Origin of the sequence: Kitasatospora sp. NPDC097605, from assembly GCF_040302725.1 — a bacterium.
In the GTDB taxonomy this organism is placed as follows: Bacteria; Actinomycetota; Actinomycetes; order Streptomycetales; family Streptomycetaceae; genus Kitasatospora.
Window position 1 is genome coordinate 16,436 of record NZ_JBEOSF010000017.1, and the last position, 15,507, is coordinate 31,942.

General features: G+C 71.6%; 14 protein-coding genes and 1 tRNA gene. 6 read left to right on the top strand and 9 right to left on the bottom strand.

The window, feature by feature from the left end:
• Positions 1–21: 21 nt before the first annotated feature.
• Positions 22–951: a class I SAM-dependent methyltransferase gene (locus tag ABTX81_RS20210; protein WP_350547589.1), complete on the top strand. Its 930-nt coding sequence runs from the start codon at positions 22–24 to the stop codon at positions 949–951.
• A 359-nt stretch (positions 952–1,310) separates the two neighbouring features.
• Here the strand turns inward: ABTX81_RS20210 and metG are convergent, their stop codons facing one another.
• The 6 genes from metG to ABTX81_RS20240 all read right to left on the bottom strand — a co-directional run bounded on the left by metG (position 1,311) and on the right by ABTX81_RS20240 (position 7,090).
• A complete protein-coding gene (gene metG / locus ABTX81_RS20215; RefSeq protein ID WP_350547591.1) occupies positions 1,311–3,041 on the bottom strand; it encodes a methionine--tRNA ligase in 1,731 nt (576 codons plus the stop codon).
• Positions 3,042–3,296: 255 nt separating this feature from the next.
• Complete coding sequence (locus tag ABTX81_RS20220) at positions 3,297–3,488, bottom strand: DUF397 domain-containing protein (RefSeq protein ID WP_350547593.1); 192 nt, start codon at positions 3,486–3,488, stop codon at positions 3,297–3,299.
• A 13-nt stretch (positions 3,489–3,501) separates the two neighbouring features.
• The gene (locus tag ABTX81_RS20225; protein WP_350547595.1) at positions 3,502–3,690 is read right to left on the bottom strand and encodes a DUF397 domain-containing protein; all 189 of its coding nucleotides are present in this window, start codon (positions 3,688–3,690) and stop codon (positions 3,502–3,504) included.
• Positions 3,687–4,550: a helix-turn-helix domain-containing protein gene (locus ABTX81_RS20230; RefSeq protein ID WP_350547596.1), complete on the bottom strand. Its 864-nt coding sequence runs from the start codon at positions 4,548–4,550 to the stop codon at positions 3,687–3,689. Before ABTX81_RS20230 ends, ABTX81_RS20225 begins: the two co-directional genes overlap by 4 nt.
• A 528-nt stretch (positions 4,551–5,078) precedes the next feature.
• Entirely contained in the window at positions 5,079–5,681 is a 603-nt protein-coding gene (locus ABTX81_RS20235) for a GNAT family N-acetyltransferase (RefSeq protein WP_350547598.1), read from the bottom strand.
• 125 nt (positions 5,682–5,806) lie between these two features.
• Positions 5,807–7,090 (bottom strand): adenylosuccinate synthase, encoded by a 1,284-nt coding sequence (locus tag ABTX81_RS20240; protein WP_350547600.1) that lies wholly within the window; start codon positions 7,088–7,090, stop codon positions 5,807–5,809.
• Positions 7,091–7,216: 126 nt separating this feature from the next.
• Between ABTX81_RS20240 and ABTX81_RS20245 the strand changes: the two genes are divergently transcribed.
• From ABTX81_RS20245 to purM, 3 genes are all read left to right on the top strand, one after another.
• Complete coding sequence (locus ABTX81_RS20245; protein ID WP_350547602.1) at positions 7,217–8,131, top strand: diacylglycerol kinase; 915 nt, start codon at positions 7,217–7,219, stop codon at positions 8,129–8,131.
• 231 nt (positions 8,132–8,362) lie between these two features.
• On the top strand, positions 8,363–9,946 hold the full coding sequence (gene purF / locus ABTX81_RS20250; RefSeq protein ID WP_350547604.1) for an amidophosphoribosyltransferase: 1,584 nt from the start codon (positions 8,363–8,365) through the stop codon (positions 9,944–9,946).
• An 83-nt stretch (positions 9,947–10,029) separates the two neighbouring features.
• The gene (purM, locus tag ABTX81_RS20255; protein ID WP_350547606.1) at positions 10,030–11,115 is read left to right on the top strand and encodes a phosphoribosylformylglycinamidine cyclo-ligase; all 1,086 of its coding nucleotides are present in this window, start codon (positions 10,030–10,032) and stop codon (positions 11,113–11,115) included.
• 154 nt (positions 11,116–11,269) lie between these two features.
• Here the strand turns inward: purM and ABTX81_RS20260 are convergent, their stop codons facing one another.
• Both ABTX81_RS20260 and ABTX81_RS20265 read right to left on the bottom strand, forming a co-directional pair.
• Entirely contained in the window at positions 11,270–11,527 is a 258-nt protein-coding gene (locus tag ABTX81_RS20260; protein ID WP_327679361.1) for a DUF3073 domain-containing protein, read from the bottom strand.
• Between the two features lie 394 nt (positions 11,528–11,921).
• A complete protein-coding gene (locus ABTX81_RS20265; protein ID WP_502892816.1) occupies positions 11,922–13,082 on the bottom strand; it encodes a Glu/Leu/Phe/Val dehydrogenase dimerization domain-containing protein in 1,161 nt (386 codons plus the stop codon).
• A gap of 267 nt (positions 13,083–13,349) precedes the next feature.
• Between ABTX81_RS20265 and ABTX81_RS20270 the strand changes: the two genes are divergently transcribed.
• On the top strand, positions 13,350–14,252 hold the full coding sequence (locus tag ABTX81_RS20270) for a DUF8083 family protein (protein WP_350547608.1): 903 nt from the start codon (positions 13,350–13,352) through the stop codon (positions 14,250–14,252).
• 580 nt (positions 14,253–14,832) lie between these two features.
• On the top strand, positions 14,833–15,039 hold the full coding sequence (gene bldC / locus ABTX81_RS20275; protein ID WP_014137253.1) for a developmental transcriptional regulator BldC: 207 nt from the start codon (positions 14,833–14,835) through the stop codon (positions 15,037–15,039).
• Between the two features lie 388 nt (positions 15,040–15,427).
• On the opposite strand, the gene ABTX81_RS20280 is transcribed toward bldC, so the two are convergent.
• Positions 15,428–15,501 (bottom strand) — tRNA-Asp (locus tag ABTX81_RS20280).
• Between the last annotated feature and the right edge of the window lie 6 nt (positions 15,502–15,507).

The following is a 15,507-nucleotide window of genomic DNA, read 5'->3' on the forward strand; positions in this document are numbered from 1 at the left end:
ATCGAGAGGACGGAGTTCCCCATGACCCGGCACGCCGATATCCACGCCCACACCCACGCGCAGCACGGCCACGCGCAGCACGGCCACGGCCATGCTCACGGCCACGGCCAGGACGCCGACTTCGACTGGGACGCCCTCGCCGTCCACCTGGAGCGCGAGGCCGAGGTCCAGGCCCCGGCCGTCACCGAGGCCGCCCGGTGGCTGGGCGGGCTGCTGGACGGCACCCCGGTCCGCCGGGTGCTCGACGTGGGCAGCGGCCCCGGCGTGATCGCCGGGCTGCTCGCGGACGCCTTCCCGGCCGCCGAGGTGGTCGCCGTCGACCAGTCCGAGGCCCTGCTGGAGCGCGCCCGCACCCGCTCGGCCGGTCGCGTCGCCACCCACCGGGCCGACCTGCCCGAGGACTTCGGCACGCTCGGCGCCGCCGACCTGGTCTGGTCCGGCAACGCGATCCACCACCTCGGCGACCAGCAGGCCGCGCTCACCGCGCTGGCCGCCACCCTGCGCCCGGGCGGCGTGCTGGCCGTCGCCGAGCGCGGCCTGCCGGCCCGCTACCTCCCGCGCGACCTCGGTCTCGGCCGTCCGGGCCTCCAGGCCCGCCTGGACGCGGCGCACGAGGACACCTTCACGGCGATGCGCGAGTCCGCCCCGGGCTCGGTGGCCGTGGTCGAGGACTGGCCGGCCATGCTGGCCGCCGCCGGCCTGGTGCCCTCCGGCACCCGGACCTTCCTGGTCGACCGCCCGGCCCCGCTGGACACCTCGGCCCGCGAGTTCCTGCACGTCCAACTCACCCGCCGCCGGGAGCAGTTCGCCGACCTGCTGGACGCCGGCGACCTCGCCGCCCTGGACGCCCTGCTGGACCGCGACGCGCCCACCGGCATCCTCACCCGCCCCGACGCCTTCTACCTCGCCGCCCTCACCGTCCACACCGCCCGCGCGGCCGACGCCCGATAGGGCGGTCCTGTGGATCAGGTCGGGACGAGGCCGGGGGCGCGCGTGCCCCGGCGTCGTGGCCCCGGGCCGGTCTTCAGGACACGTCCCGGGCGAGCGGCCGGTGCCGCGCAGGTCCGGGAGGTGGAGCGGGCGGTGTCCGACGCGCCCGCCGAGGCCGCACGGGTACGCAGGCGCGCGTCGCCCCGCCGGGCAGGACGGGCAGCGGCTCGCCCCGGCCGAGGACGCGGCAGGGGAGCCGGGTACCGCCGGGGGGCGCGCCGCTCGTGGTGGTCATCCGCCGATCGTCGCAACGCCCCCCACGGCGCGGGCAGGACGGGTCGGCCGCCCTCCCGGTACGGGGAGAGCGGCCGTCCCGCGCTCTACTCGCCGCCGCCGAAGCGCTCGGTCCAGGTGGCCAGGTCCTCGTCGGTGATCTTGGCGAACAGCACCGGCGGGACCGTGAACGGCGTGCCGGCCGGCACCGCGTCCAGCGCCCGCGCCGCGTCCGCGTCCACCCAGGCGGCGGTGCGCGCCGGGGCGTCGGCGGGCAGGGCGAAGGCCTCGCGCATCGCCCGCGCCGCCGTCGGGATGAACGGCTCGGAGACCACCGCGTACAGGTGGATGAGGTTCATCGCCGTGCGCAGCGTCAGCGCCGCCGCCTCCGGGTCGGTCTTCACCTGCAGCCAGGGCGCCTTCTCGTCCAGGTAGGCGTTGCCCGCGCTCCACAGGGTGCGCAGGCTCTGCGCCGCCTTGCGGAAGTTGAGCGCCTCCAGCTGCGTCTCGTAGTCGGCCAGCAGCTCGGCGATCTGCGCGCCCAGCCGCTGCTCCGCCTCGCCCGCCGGGTTCCCGGCCGGCACGTCGTCGCCGAACCGCTTGCGGCTGAACGACAGCACCCGGTTGACGAAGTTGCCGAGGGTGTCGGCGAGGTCCTTGTTGACCACCGAGGCGAAGAGGTCCCAGGTGAAGCTGGAGTCGTCCGACTCGGGCGCGTGCGCCATCAGGAAGTAGCGCCAGTAGTCGGCGGGCAGCAGCTCCAGGGCGACGTCGGTGAAGATGCCCCGCTTCTGGCTGGTGGAGAACTTCCCGCCGTAGTAGGTCAGCCAGTTGAAGGCCTTGACGTAGTCGACCTTCTTCCACGGCTTGCGCGAGCCGAGGATCGTGGCCGGGAACATCACGGTGTGGAACGGGACGTTGTCCTTGGCCATGAACTCGGTGTAGCGGACGGTCTCGTCCGCCTCGTACCACCAGGACTTCCAGTCCCGCTGCTCGCCGGCCGGCGCCGCGTCCGCCCACTCCTTCGTCGCGCCGATGTACTCGATCGGCGCGTCGAACCAGACGTAGAAGACCTTGCCGGCGGCCGCCAGCTCCGGCCACACATCGGCCGGCACCGGCACGCCCCACTCCAGGTCACGGGTGATCGCGCGGTCCTGCAGGCCCTCGGTCAGCCACTTGCGGGCGATCGAGGAGGCCAGCACCGGCCACTCGTCGCCGTGCGCGGCGACCCAGTCCTCCACCTGCCCGGTCAGCTTCGACTGGAGCAGGAACAGGTGCTTGGTCTCCCGGACCTCCAGGTCCGCGCTGCCGCTGATCGCCGAGCGCGGCTCCAGCAGGTCCGTCGGGTCCAGGACGCGGGTGCAGTTCTCGCACTGGTCGCCGCGCGCCTTGTCGTAGCCGCAGTGCGGGCAGGTGCCGACGATGTACCGGTCCGGCAGGAAGCGGCCGTCCGCGTTGGAGTACACCTGGCGGATCGCCCGCTCCTCGATGAACCCGTTGGCGTGCAGCTCGCGGGCGATCTCCTGGGTGATCTCCCGGTTCTGCGGCGAGGAGCTGCGGCCGAAGTAGTCGAACGACAGCTTGAAGCCGTCGTACACCGCCTTCTGCTGCTCGTGCGCCCGCGCGCAGAACTCCGCCACCGGCAGCCCGGCCTCCTGGGCGGCCAGCTCGGCCGGCGTCCCGTGCTCGTCGGTCGCGCAGATGTACAGCACCTCGTGCCCGCGCCGGCGCAGGTACCGCGCGTAGACGTCCGCCGGCAGCATGGACCCGACCATGTTGCCCAGGTGCTTGATCCCGTTGATATAGGGGAGGGCGCTGGTGATCAGGTGCCGAGCCATCCTCGGATGCTCCGATTTCTCCCGCACGCACCCCTGTCCCGGAGTGCCGCGACGGGCGCAGGGTCTGGGGCGGCGAAGGGAACCGGGCACAGGCGCCGCCTCCCGGGCTGCCGGCCAGAGCGACGTTCCACTGTGGGCGTCCCAATCCTATCGAAGCCCGCCCCGCCCCCTCGCGCCCATTTTTCCGGGGGCGTCGCCCGCCGGGCCCGCCGCGCCCCCCGAGGGGGAGGACGGCGGGATGGCGGCAGGGGGCGGTCAGTCGGCGACGAAGTGGTCGAATTCGCCGGCCTTCACGCCGAGGACGAAGGCGGCCCACTTGCGGGGAGTGGTGCGCACGATGACGGCGTCGTTGCGGGGGTCGCGGATCTCGACCATGCCGTTGACGGTGCGGATCTCCAGGGCGTCGTCGCCCTGGCCGCCGGGGGCGGCCTTCTGCCAGGTGTCCATGGGGAGGGCTCCTTCAGGGGGTGAGGTGGTCGAACTCGCCGCGCTTGACGCCTTCGATGCACAGCGCGAACGTCTGCGGGGTGGTGACGACGACGGAGTCGGGGGCGTCGGACTCGCGGATCTCGATGCGGCCGCCGGCGGCCCGGACTTCGACGCACTGGTTGCTGTTGCCGCTGATCGAGGACTTCTGCCAGTCGCTCATCGGGATTGCCGGCCTTTCAGGTCCGTCAAGACGCCCCGGATGAAGTCGTGGGACTCCCCGGGGCTCAGGGCGAGCGCGTCGGACTCGGCGACGATGGCGCGGTAGGACGCCAAGTCCGCCTCCGAGTCGATGAACTGCGGCCCCTGGGTCAGGTCGATCTGCACCGTGTCGAGTTCGGGGACCGGGCCGTGCGCGAGGAAGAGGTCCTCGCCCGAGCCCGGATAGGTGTCGACGCTGAAGGGGATGGCGCGGAGGGTGACGCCGGGGCGCTCGGCGTCGTCGAGCAGGCTCGCCAGCTGCTCCCGGAGGACCGCCGGGCCGCCGAACTGCATCCGGAGCGCCGCCTCGTGTATGAACGCGGTGAACGGCCTTCCGGCGGAGAGGACTTGCTGGCGTTCGGTGCGGAAGGCGGTCCGGACGTCGGCGTCGTGGCGGGGCAGCGGCGGGCGCAGCCGGGCGAACATCGCGGCGGCGTAGCGACTGGTCTGGAGCAGGCCGGGGATCGAGGTGGTGTTCAGGACGAGCAGGGACTCGGCGTGGTGTTCGAGTTCGGCGATGTCGAGCATGCCGGCGGGGACCCGGCCGCGGAAGTGGTGCCACCAGTGCCTGCCGCGGTCCTGGGTCATCAGGGTCAGGGCCTCGATGAGCGGGAGGTTGGCGCACCGGCAGGCGGCGGCCCAGGAGCGGAGGCGGTCGGCGCTGATGCCGGACTTGCCGTTCTCCATCTGGGAGATCTTGGGAACGTCCGTGCCCAGGGCGGCCGCCATGGCCTTGGGCGTCATGCCGGCGTGCTCGCGCAGCCGGCGCAGTTCCGAGCCGAGTCGTTGCTGGCGCACGCTGGGCGACAGGCGTGGTGGCATGCGCGTCCCTCCTCGCTCGGTGCCTTCGGTGCAGTTTGCCGCCCGGTGGACACCGGGTCCACCGAGTAGCCCGATGGGGTGAAGTGCGCCGGATGCGGTAGCAACTGTTGCCCCTGGAACCCTAGCGTCGTCGACACGGGTCCGGACTGCGTCGGCAGCCGACTCCACCCCTCAACTGGACTGGAGACAGTCGATGTTGCTTCCACCGCGGATCGGGGCCGACCCCGAAGGACCACGTCACGGGCGGCTCCCCGGCACCGGGGAACCGGACGCCGATCGAACGTGCGGGCGGGGGCTTGACCTCGTCGCCGCTTTGGCCGATGACTGGGGTGTGGAACTCATCGGGGTGTGCGGCGAGGCGGTCCGGGCCGTGGCGGCGGTCGATCGCTGATGGCCGTGGTGTTGCTGACGGGCCTGCTGGTGTCGGTGGTCTTCGTCGGAGTGGTGGCGCAGATCATCGCGACCCGTCAGCCGCGGGAACGGCGGTCGGGCAAACGCGACTTGGCGTCCCGCAAGGAGAGGTAGCGGTCAGCCGGCGGCGAGCCGCCGCTCCAGCCGGGTCCGGGCGGCCGGCCACTCGTCGCGCAGCATCGAGAAGTACGCGGTGTCCCGCCAGACGCCACTGGCGCGCCGCTTCTCGCGCCGGTGGACGCCCTCGTACCGCGCGCCCAGCCGCAGGATCGCGTTGCGCGAGCGCTCGTTGAGCGCGTCGGTCTTCCAGAACACCCGACCCATGCCCAACTCGTCGAACGCGTGCGTGAGCAGCAGCAGCTTCGACTCCGTGTTGACGGCGCTGCGCCACACCGACCGGGCGTACCAGGTGCCGCCGATCTCGACGAGCTCGTCCTCCGCGTCGAACGCGTAGTAGCCGGTGATGCCGACGGCCCGGCCGGAGGCGAGGTCGATCACGGCGAACTTCACGGCCTCCCCGGCCGCCGTCTCGGCGAGCCGGACGTCGAGGATCGCCCCCAGTTCCTGCTCCGAGGCCGGCGCGGCGAACGGGATCCACCGCCACACCTCGGGGTCCGGCCCGACGGCGGCCCACAGGCCGGACAGGTGGCGGCGCTCCAGCGGTTCCAGGCGGACGTGGCGGCCGGTGAGGGTGACGGGGACGGGCAGCTTGGCGGTCATGATCGCCAACGGTAGCCCGCGAATGCACTAGAGGCAATGGCTTTTTGTGCTAGTGCAAAATCCCCAAGACAAGAGGAGGCCCCGCGGGCGAACCCGCGGGGCCTCCTCCCAAGCGGCCGACGGGCCTACAGGAACGAGTTGATCTGGATCGTCTCGTCGCGGCCCGGGCCGACGCCGATGGCGGAGATCGGGGCGCCCGACATCTCCTCCAGCGCCTTCACGTACGCCTGGGCGTTCTTCGGCAGCTCGGCGAAGGTCTTCGCCTTGCTGATGTCCTCGCTCCAGCCCGGCAGGGTCTCGTAGACCGGCTTGGCGTGGTGGAAGTCCGACTGGTTGTACGGCAGCTCCTCGACCCGCCGGCCGTCGATCTCGTAGGCCACGCAGACCGGGATCTGCTCCCAGCCGGTGAGCACGTCGAGCTTGGTCAGGAAGAAGTCGGTGAGGCCGTTGACCCGGGTCGCGTAGCGCGCGATCACCGCGTCGAACCAGCCGCAGCGGCGGTCGCGGCCGGTGGTGACGCCGCGCTCGCCGCCGATGCGGCGCAGCGCCTCGCCGTCCTCGTCGAGCAGCTCGGTCGGGAACGGGCCGGAGCCGACGCGGGTGGTGTAGGCCTTCAGGATGCCGATGACCCGGTCGATCTTGGTGGGGCCGATGCCGGAGCCGGTGCAGGCGCCGCCCGAGGTCGGGTTGCTGGAGGTGACGAACGGGTACGTGCCGTGGTCGACGTCGAGCAGGGTGCCCTGGCCGCCCTCCAGCAGGACGACCTTGCCGGCCTTCAGCGCCTCGTCGAGCACCAGGGTGGTGTCGGCCAGGAACGGCTTGATCTTGTCCGCGTAGCCCAGGTACTCCTCCAGCACCAGGTCGGCGGGGATGGCACGGCGGTTGTACAGCTTGACCAGCAGCTGGTTCTTGTCGTGCAGCGCCGCCTCGATCTTCTGGCGCAGGATCGACTCGTCGAAGAGGTCCTGGACCCGGATGCCGACGCGGTTGATCTTGTCCGCGTAGGTCGGGCCGATGCCGCGGCCGGTGGTGCCGATCCGGCGCTTGCCGAGGAAGCGCTCGGTGACCTTGTCCAGGGTGCGGTGGTACGGCGTGATCAGGTGGGCGTTGCCCGAGACCAGCAGCTTGGAGGTGTCGATGCCGCGCTCGTTCAGGCCGTTGAGCTCGGAGAGCAGCACGCCCGGGTCGATGACGACGCCGTTGCCGATCACCGGCGTCACATTCGGGCTGAGGATGCCGGAAGGCAGCAGGTGCAGCGCGTACTTCTGGTCGCCGATGACCACCGTGTGACCGGCGTTGTTGCCGCCCTGGTAGCGGACGACGTAGTCGACGGAGCCGCCGAGGAGGTCGGTCGCCTTCCCCTTGCCCTCGTCTCCCCACTGAGCGCCAACGAGCACGAGTGCCGGCACAGGCGTACACCCCTTCCGGTTGGGGCATCCTGCGTAGGCCGCAGTCTGCCCCGAGATAGACGAAGCCCCTGGCGCAATAGCGCAAGGGGCTCTTGCACCGAGAGATTACCTGAGGAAGGACCGGTTGTGTCGTCCCTGTCCACGCCTGCAACCGGCGGCCCGGAGCCGCTTCTCCTGCTCCTCGACCCGGCGGCCCGGCAGTCCGACGGCGAGTCGGTGCGGATCGCGAAGGACGTTCTCTCCGGTGGGACGGACGTCAAGGTGGCCTATCCGGAGACGCCCTCCGAGCTCGACCGGATGCTTTCGCACCGCGGTCGGAGGCGACCGGTGGTGATCGGTTCCGATCTCGCGCTCCAGCGGGTGCTCCAGGCGCTGTACCGCCAACGTGAGCTGGGGACGGACCCGGTGGGCCTGGTGCCGGTCGGCCGGCCGGAGGAGGTGGCGGCGGCCCGCGGGCTGGGCGTGCCGGTGGCCCCGGTGGCGGCGGCGCGGGCGGTGCTGGCGGGGACGGTGCGCAAGCTGGACCTGCTGGTCGACGACGGTGGCGGGGTGGCGCTCGGCGGGGTGCGGATCTCCGGGAGCGGGATACGGCGCCCGGCGGGCCGTCCGAGCGGCTGGCGTTCGCTATGGGCGAAACTGGCTGCGGCCGAGCAGGGGACCGTACTCACCCCGGAGCGGATCGCGCGCACCGGGGCGGCGGGGCGCGCCGCGCGCGCCGAGCCCGGCCTGGGCGAGCCGAGCTCGCGGCTGCGGGTCGAGGCGGACGGCCGGCTGCTCGCCGACGTGCATCGGCCGGTCCGGGTGGTCCAGGTGACCCTGCCGGCCGGCGAGGGCGTGATGGAGATCGTGGTGCGCGCCCCCGGGGCCCTGCTCCGGGCCCGGGCGGCCAGCGTCTCGGTGGCCGGGCGCGGCTTCGGGTACGAGGCGGACGGCCACCCGGTGGGCCCGGTCCGGGCCCGCACCTGGACGGTCCATCCGGGGTGCTGGGGCCTGCTGCTGCCCGCCGACCGGCCGTCCCGCGCCGAGCGGGCCCCCGGGTGAGCAGGCTCACGTTGGACGAACGCCGGACGAACGCGCGGCGAAGCCCCGGGCACGGCCGGAACGCGCCAACGGGCGCGAATCGCAAGGCCGGGCGCGTGCGCCGGCCGCCCCGGGGCGCGGAAGTCCGCCGCGGGTAAGGGGTTTCGTCTACGCGCGTTACCGGCGCACACCCGGTCAGATCCGGCCGCCCGGGTGCCGGAAGGGCAGGTCGGCTGGCCTAGACTCGATGGCGTGCCACGTGGTGACGGAAGACTCAACCACGATCTTCTTCCCGGCGAGAAAGGCCCCCAGGACGCTTGCGGCGTCTTCGGTGTCTGGGCTCCCGGCGAGGAGGTCGCCAAGCTCACGTTCTTCGGCCTTTACGCCCTGCAGCACCGCGGTCAGGAATCCGCGGGCATCGCAGTGAGCAACGGCTCCCAGATTCTCGTCTTCAAGGACATGGGACTCGTCTCCCAGGTCTTCGACGAGGCCTCGCTGGGGTCGTTGCACGGGCATATCGCCGTCGGACACGCCCGCTACTCGACCACCGGTTCCTCGGTCTGGGAGAACGCCCAGCCGACCTTCCGGGCGACCGTTCACGGCTCCCTGGCCCTCGGTCACAACGGAAACCTGGTGAACACCGCCGAACTGGCGGCCATGGTCGCCGAACTCCCCGGCGAGGAGCACGTCTCCCGCTCCGGGCGGACGGCCGCGACCAATGACACCGACCTGGTGACGGCGCTGCTCGCCGGCCACCCGGACCTCTCCATCGAGGAGACGGCCAAGGTCGTCCTGCCCAAGGTCAAGGGCGCCTTCTCGCTCGTCTTCATGGACGAGAACACGCTCTACGCCGCCCGTGACCCGCAGGGCATCCGCCCGCTGGTGCTGGGCCGGCTGGAGCGCGGCTGGGTGGTCGCCTCCGAGACGGCGGCGCTGGACATCTGCGGCGCCTCCTTCATCCGCGAGGTCGAGCCCGGCGAGCTCATCGCCATCGACGAGAACGGCATGCGCACCTCCAGGTTCGCCGAGGCCAAGCCCAAGGGCTGCGTCTTCGAGTACGTGTACCTGGCCCGCCCGGACACCACCATCGCCGGCCGCAACGTCCACCTCTCCCGCGTGGAGATGGGCCGCCGGCTGGCGAAGGAGGCCCCGGTCGAGGCCGACCTGGTGATAGCGACGCCCGAGTCCGGCACCCCGGCCGCCATCGGCTACGCCGAGGCCAGCGGCATCCCGTACGGCTCCGGCCTGGTGAAGAACGCCTACGTGGGCCGCACCTTCATCCAGCCCAGCCAGACCATCCGCCAGCTCGGCATCCGGCTCAAGCTCAACCCGCTGCGCGAGGTCATCCGGGGCAAGCGCCTGGTCGTGGTCGACGACTCGATCGTCCGCGGCAACACCCAGCGCGCCCTGGTGAAGATGCTCCGCGAGGCCGGCGCCGCCGAGGTCCACATCCGGATCTCCTCGCCGCCGGTGAAGTGGCCGTGCTTCTTCGGCATCGACTTCGCCACCCGCGCGGAGCTGATCGCCAACGGCATGACCATCGAGGAGATCGGCCGCACGCTCGGCGCGGACTCGCTCTCCTACATCTCGATCGACGGCATGATCGAGGCCACCAAGCAGCCGAAGGACCGGCTCTGCCGGGCCTGCTTCGACGGTGAGTACCCGATGGAGCTGCCGGACCCCGCGCTGCTCGGCAAGCTCCTGCTGGAGGCCGAGATCAAGGGTGGCCAGCAGGCCCCCGCGGTCCGCGGCAAGCCGACCAGCGGCAGCGACCTGGACGGCGTCCAGTCGCTGCTCGGCGGGGCGGGCGCGGCCGACGCGCTGCGCCGCCCGTAACGACGAACCCGCGGTGGGGTCCCGCAACCGGGACCCCGCCGTCGTTCCAACCCCCACCACAGACCCGAAAGGGCCGCACAGCAGTGACTACCGACCAGAACGGCGCCACCTACGCCGCCGCCGGCGTGGACATCGAGGCGGGCGACCGCGCCGTCGAGCTCATGAAGCAGTGGGTGAAGAAGGCCAACCGCCCCGAGGTGGTCGGCGGTCTCGGCGGCTTCGCCGGCCTCTTCGACGTCTCCGCCTTCAAGAACTACGAGCGGCCGCTGCTGGCCTCGGCCACCGACGGCGTGGGGACCAAGGTGGCCATCGCGGCCGCGATGGACAAGCACGACACCATCGGCCACGACCTGGTCGGCATGGTCGTCGACGACATCGTGGTGTGCGGCGCCGAGCCGCTCTTCATGACCGACTACATCTGCGTCGGCAAGGTCGTCCCGGAGCGGGTCGCCGCGATCGTCAAGGGCATCGCCGAGGGCTGCGCGCTGGCCGGCTGCGCCCTGGTCGGCGGCGAGACCGCCGAGCACCCGGGCCTGCTCGGTCCGGACGAGTACGACGTCGCGGGCGCCGGCACCGGCGTGGTCGAGGCGGACGCGCTGCTGGGCGCCGAGCGCGTCCGGGCCGGCGACGTGGTGATCGCGATGGCCGCCTCCGGCCTGCACTCCAACGGCTACTCGCTGGTCCGCCACGTGCTGCTGAACCAGGCCGGCTGGAAGCTGGACCGCAAGGTCGAGGAGTTCGGCCGCACGCTCGGCGAGGAGCTGCTGGAGCCGACCCGGATCTACTCGCTGGACTGCCTGGCGCTGATCCGGGCCACCGAGGTGCACGCCTTCTCGCACGTCACCGGCGGCGGCCTGGCGGCCAACCTGGCCCGGGTGATCCCGGACGGCCTGCACGCCCGCCTGGACCGCGGCACCTGGACCCCGCTGCCGGTCTTCCGGACCGTGGCCGAGGTCGGCAAGGTGGCCACCCTGGAGATCGAGAAGACGCTCAACATGGGCGTCGGCATGGTCGCGGTCGTCCCGCCGCACTCGGTGGACACCGTGCTGGCGGTCCTGGAGGACCGCGGCGTGGAGTCCTGGGTGCTGGGCGACATCGTCGAGCGCACCGCCGAGCACGCGGACGGCGCGGCCCTCTACAACGCCTACGAGGGCTTCACGGCGGGCTGAGCCGCGGACAGGTGACGGGCCCCGCCGGCGGCGTGCCGGCGGGGCCTTCGCACAGGGGCTCCGCGTCCGGCCCGCGGGAACGGCCGGGATGCGGGAACGCCGAAGACCGGCCCGGTGCACTGGGCACCGAGGCCGGTCAGGTCAGACTGGGAGACTACGCGCGACGGCGGGCCTGGGAAGGCCCGGTGCCCGACTCGGTGTCGTCGTCCTCGCCGTCATCGGCGTAACGAGCCGCATACTCCGCGTAAGGGTCATCGTCCTCGTCCTCTTCGATCGGCTCCGGCTCGATCGGGGAGGTGGAGGGCGATACGCCCAGCTCGCTGGAGAGACGATTGGCGTCAAACCCGCCGCTGTTGTACTTCAGCTCGCGGGCGACCTTCGTCTGCTTGGCCTTGGCCCGGCCGCGCCCCATGGGTCGACCCCCTCAACGATGGGGCTCACGGCCCCGAGTCTGACACGTGTTCATGATCAAGAGCGGCCTGCCCGAATGGGGAGAACCGTCCCTTGGAGCATTAACGGTACCTGTTTCTGCCGCTGGACGGTACGTCGTCGGTGTGACGTGGCGCGCACCAGCCGCACCCGCGACCAGGTCGTCCCAGGTCAGGGGAGGTTCCGCGGCTTTCTGCACGCTGTCCGGAGGTGTCTCAGGTCCGTTGTTTCCTCACCGATTATCCCCCCAAGGGGGACGTTGGATCACCCGGTCGGGTGCAGAATCGAGAATCCGGTTCCACATTGTGATGCGCGAGTGATGCGCGGGGGACGGCGAGCGGCCGTCCCCCGCGCGGGTGATCCGGGGCGGGCGGGGATCAGCCCCGGCGGGCGCCCGGCAGCAGCACCGAGCGCAGCGCGCTGATCTCGCGCATCCGCTTCTCGGCGAGGCGGTCGGCGGCGACGGCCGGCGGCACGCCGTCGGAGGCGGCCCGGGTGAAGATCTCCAGGGTGGTGTCGAAGATCCTCGTGGCCTTGTTCTTGGCCCGCTCGAAGTTGAAGCCGTCGATCTCGTCGGCGACCTGGATGACGCCGCCGGAGTTCACCAGGTAGTCCGGGGCGTAGAGGATGCCGCGGTCGGCGAGGTCCTTCTCGACGCCCGGGTGGGCCAGCTGGTTGTTGGCGGCGCCGCAGACGACGACGGTGCCGAACTCGCCCAGCGCGGCCACGCTGTCGTCGGTGAGGGCGCCGCCCAGCGCGCAGGGGGCGTAGACGTCCAGCTTGGCCTGGAGCAGCGCGGCGGTGTCGGCGACCACCTCGACCTCCGGGTGGGCCGCCCGCACGCGGTTGACGGCGGCCTCGGAGACGTCGGTGACGACGACGGTGGCGCCGTCCGCGACCAGGTGGCCGACCAGGTAGTGGCCGACCTTGCCGACGCCGGCCACGCCGACCCGCTTGCCGCGCAGGGTCGGCTGGCCCCAGCGGGCCTGGGCCGAGGCGCGCATGCCCTGGAAGACGCCGAAGGCGGTCAGGATGGACGAGTCGCCGGCGCCGCCGTGCTCGGGCGAGCGACCGGTGACGAACTCGGTCTCGCGCGCCACGACGTCCATGTCCTGGACGTAGGTGCCCACGTCGCAGGCGGTGATGTAGCGGCCGCGCAGCGACTCGACGAAGCGGCCGTAGGCGCGCAGCATCGCCTCGTTCTTGTCCTTGTTCGGGTCGCCGATGATGACGGCCTTGCCGCCGCCGAGGTCGAGCCCGGCCAGCGCGTTCTTGTAGGACATGCCGCGGGAGAGGTTCAGCGCGTCCTCCAGCGCCGCCTCCTCGGAGGCGTACGGGAAGAAGCGGGTGCCGCCGAGGGCCGGGCCCAGCGCGGTGGAGTGGATGGCGATGATCGCCTTCAGCCCGGAGGAGCGGTCGTGGCAGAGCACGACCTGCTCGTGGCCGTCGCCGGTGGCGCCGTCCTGGGAGTTGCCGAAGATCCTGCCGAGCACGCCGGGTGCGGAGTGCGTGGGGGCGGCGGTCTGTACGTCGGTCACTGTGGTGACTCCAGCAATCGAGGCCCGCTTGCTGTGGTGCGGGCGCCTAGGGCGAAGCGTAGCCCCGAGGGCGCCGCCGATCCGCCCCCTTGACGAAGGTCGGGCAGGTTGTCCGAGGGTTGAGACGGGGGCGGTTGCCAGCAGCCCGTTCGTGTCCCGCGGGTGCGTCCGCGAACGGGCCCGCCGTCCGGCCGCCGCCCCGGGCCCGCCGGGTGGCGGCGGCCGGACACTCCCGGGCGGCGGGGGGTGCGTGCGACGATGCAGGACGTGACCGTCGTCCGTACCTCCGTGCTGCCGCCCTACGCCGCGCACCTGCGGGTCTACGAGCCGCTGGCCGCCTTCCCGGAGCCCGAGCGGGCGCACTGGCAGGCCTATGCGGCGGAGCACGGTCCGGACGCCTCGGAGGCGGGCCGCTCGGTGGCCGCGGCGGCGCTGGCGGAGCAGCGCACGGCGCTGGCCGAGGTGGTCGGCCGCACCCCGCGGGCGCTGCCGGAGCGGGAGAGCGAGCGGGCCTTCGTCCGGCTGGTGGACGGTGTGCTGTACGTCTGCCCGTGGGCGACCAGGCTGCGCAACTGGCAGGCGCTGGAGGACCTGCGGGCCGCGGCGCCGGTGGCGCTGGTGGACACCGCGCTGCCGCCGGCCACCCGGGCGGAGGCCGAGGCGGACCGCGAGCGCTGGCGGGCGGAGCACCCGGACGCCCGGCCGTGGATCCTCACCAGCCGCTGGGAGGTGCCGGTGCGGTGGTTCCTGCCGTTCGGGGACGAGGATCGATGCTTCGTTCCCGCAGGGACGGGGGAGAAGAGGGAGGAAGGGGTCCGGGGGGACCAGGCGTCGCTGTTCTATCTGACGCCGATGGCGCAGGCGCGCCGCCGGGTCGCCCGGGCGTACCGGGCGCTGCGCGAGGCGGTGCCGGAAGGGGAGCTGGTGCGGGGGGCGGAGCAGGTCGGGCGGTGGCTGGAGGAGTTCCATCCGAGGTCGCTGGTGGAACTGGACTACGGGGGGCTGGTGCATCTGCTGGGGCCGGAGCGGCTGTTGGCGGACCGTTCGGCCGGGGAGCTGGAGGACGGGCTGCGGGCGCTGCGGGCGGGGGACGAGGCGGAGGCGGTGCGCGCGTACGAGGCGCTGGCGGTGCGCTGGCGGCGGGTGCTGGCGCTGCGCCACGCGAACTGAGCCGGGCGGGCCGGCCGTGGGCCGGGGAGGACGGGGGAGGACGGGGGAGGACGGGGGAGGACCGGCTGAGGAGGCGTCACCGCTGGCCGGAGCGGGTGTCGGTGGTACTTGTAAGACTGTAAGAGTCCTATGGCCCGAGCCATATGACCAAGGTCCTGGTTCGGGTCAATAGCTGTCGAACGTGACACTACTCACTGTTGACGCGAACTCACCCCTATGTGCAAAAATGGGACAACCAGCCCAAGTTCACGTGAGCGTGCCCACTTTTGGGTGGTTCTGGAGTCGATGCGTGCTTTGCGGGGAAACGGTGGGTCTGGTCCCCTCGTAACCGAATGTCACTATAGGGTGACCGCCCGTTATGGGGTGGTCCATCGCCATCCGCCGGGCTTGAACCCGTGAGGGGTCAATTTTGGCGGTTTGGTCGATAGGGCTGGACGGATGGTGTAGTTGTAGACACCAGGACAAGCCGTTCGTCCTATAACCGACTCGGCCCGTCTATGCCATTTCGGGCATCGCGGGCCAAGGTGCAGAATTTGAAGGATAGAACCGCCCTGGTTCGGTTCTCCCGAGGAGGCCGCTCATGACCGCTCGTACCCCCGATGCCGAGCCCCTGCTGACTCCGGCAGAGGTCGCCACCATGTTCCGTGTGGATCCGAAGACCGTGACGCGCTGGGCGAAGGCCGGCAAGCTCACGTCGATCCGCACGCTGGGCGGCCATCGCCGTTACCGTGAGGCGGAGGTGCGCGCCCTGCTGGCCGGTATTCCGGCGCAGCGTACTGAGGCCTGACAGGGCCGACGCTCAACGCTCTTTCGAAGGGGCTGCTTACCGGACTCCGCCGGGTCCGGTAAGCAGCCCCTTTGTTTGTTCCGGCGCGCCCCGCGGAGTTCCTTCTACAGGACTGTCGTACTGGTGCGATCCACCCCGGAATGTTGAACTCCGGATAACGATTTGAGGGGGAAGGGGTGGGGGGGATTTACTGTGAATAGCAGTACAATTTTACATATTAAATTAGCCCCTTCTGGGAAGGGTGTTCGAACGGCCGGTTCCCGGCAAAAGCGGGTGACGACTATCACACGCAACGTCACTTGTGGTCTAGACCTAGTCCGGGTAAAAGGGCCGGCCCGGAGAACGCGAAAGGCCCGGAACCAAACGGTTCCGGGCCTCTCGACTACGGCGATCCCGACGGGACTTGAACCCGCGACCTCCACCTTGACAGGGTGGCGAGCTAACCAACTGCTCCACGGGACCAGAGTG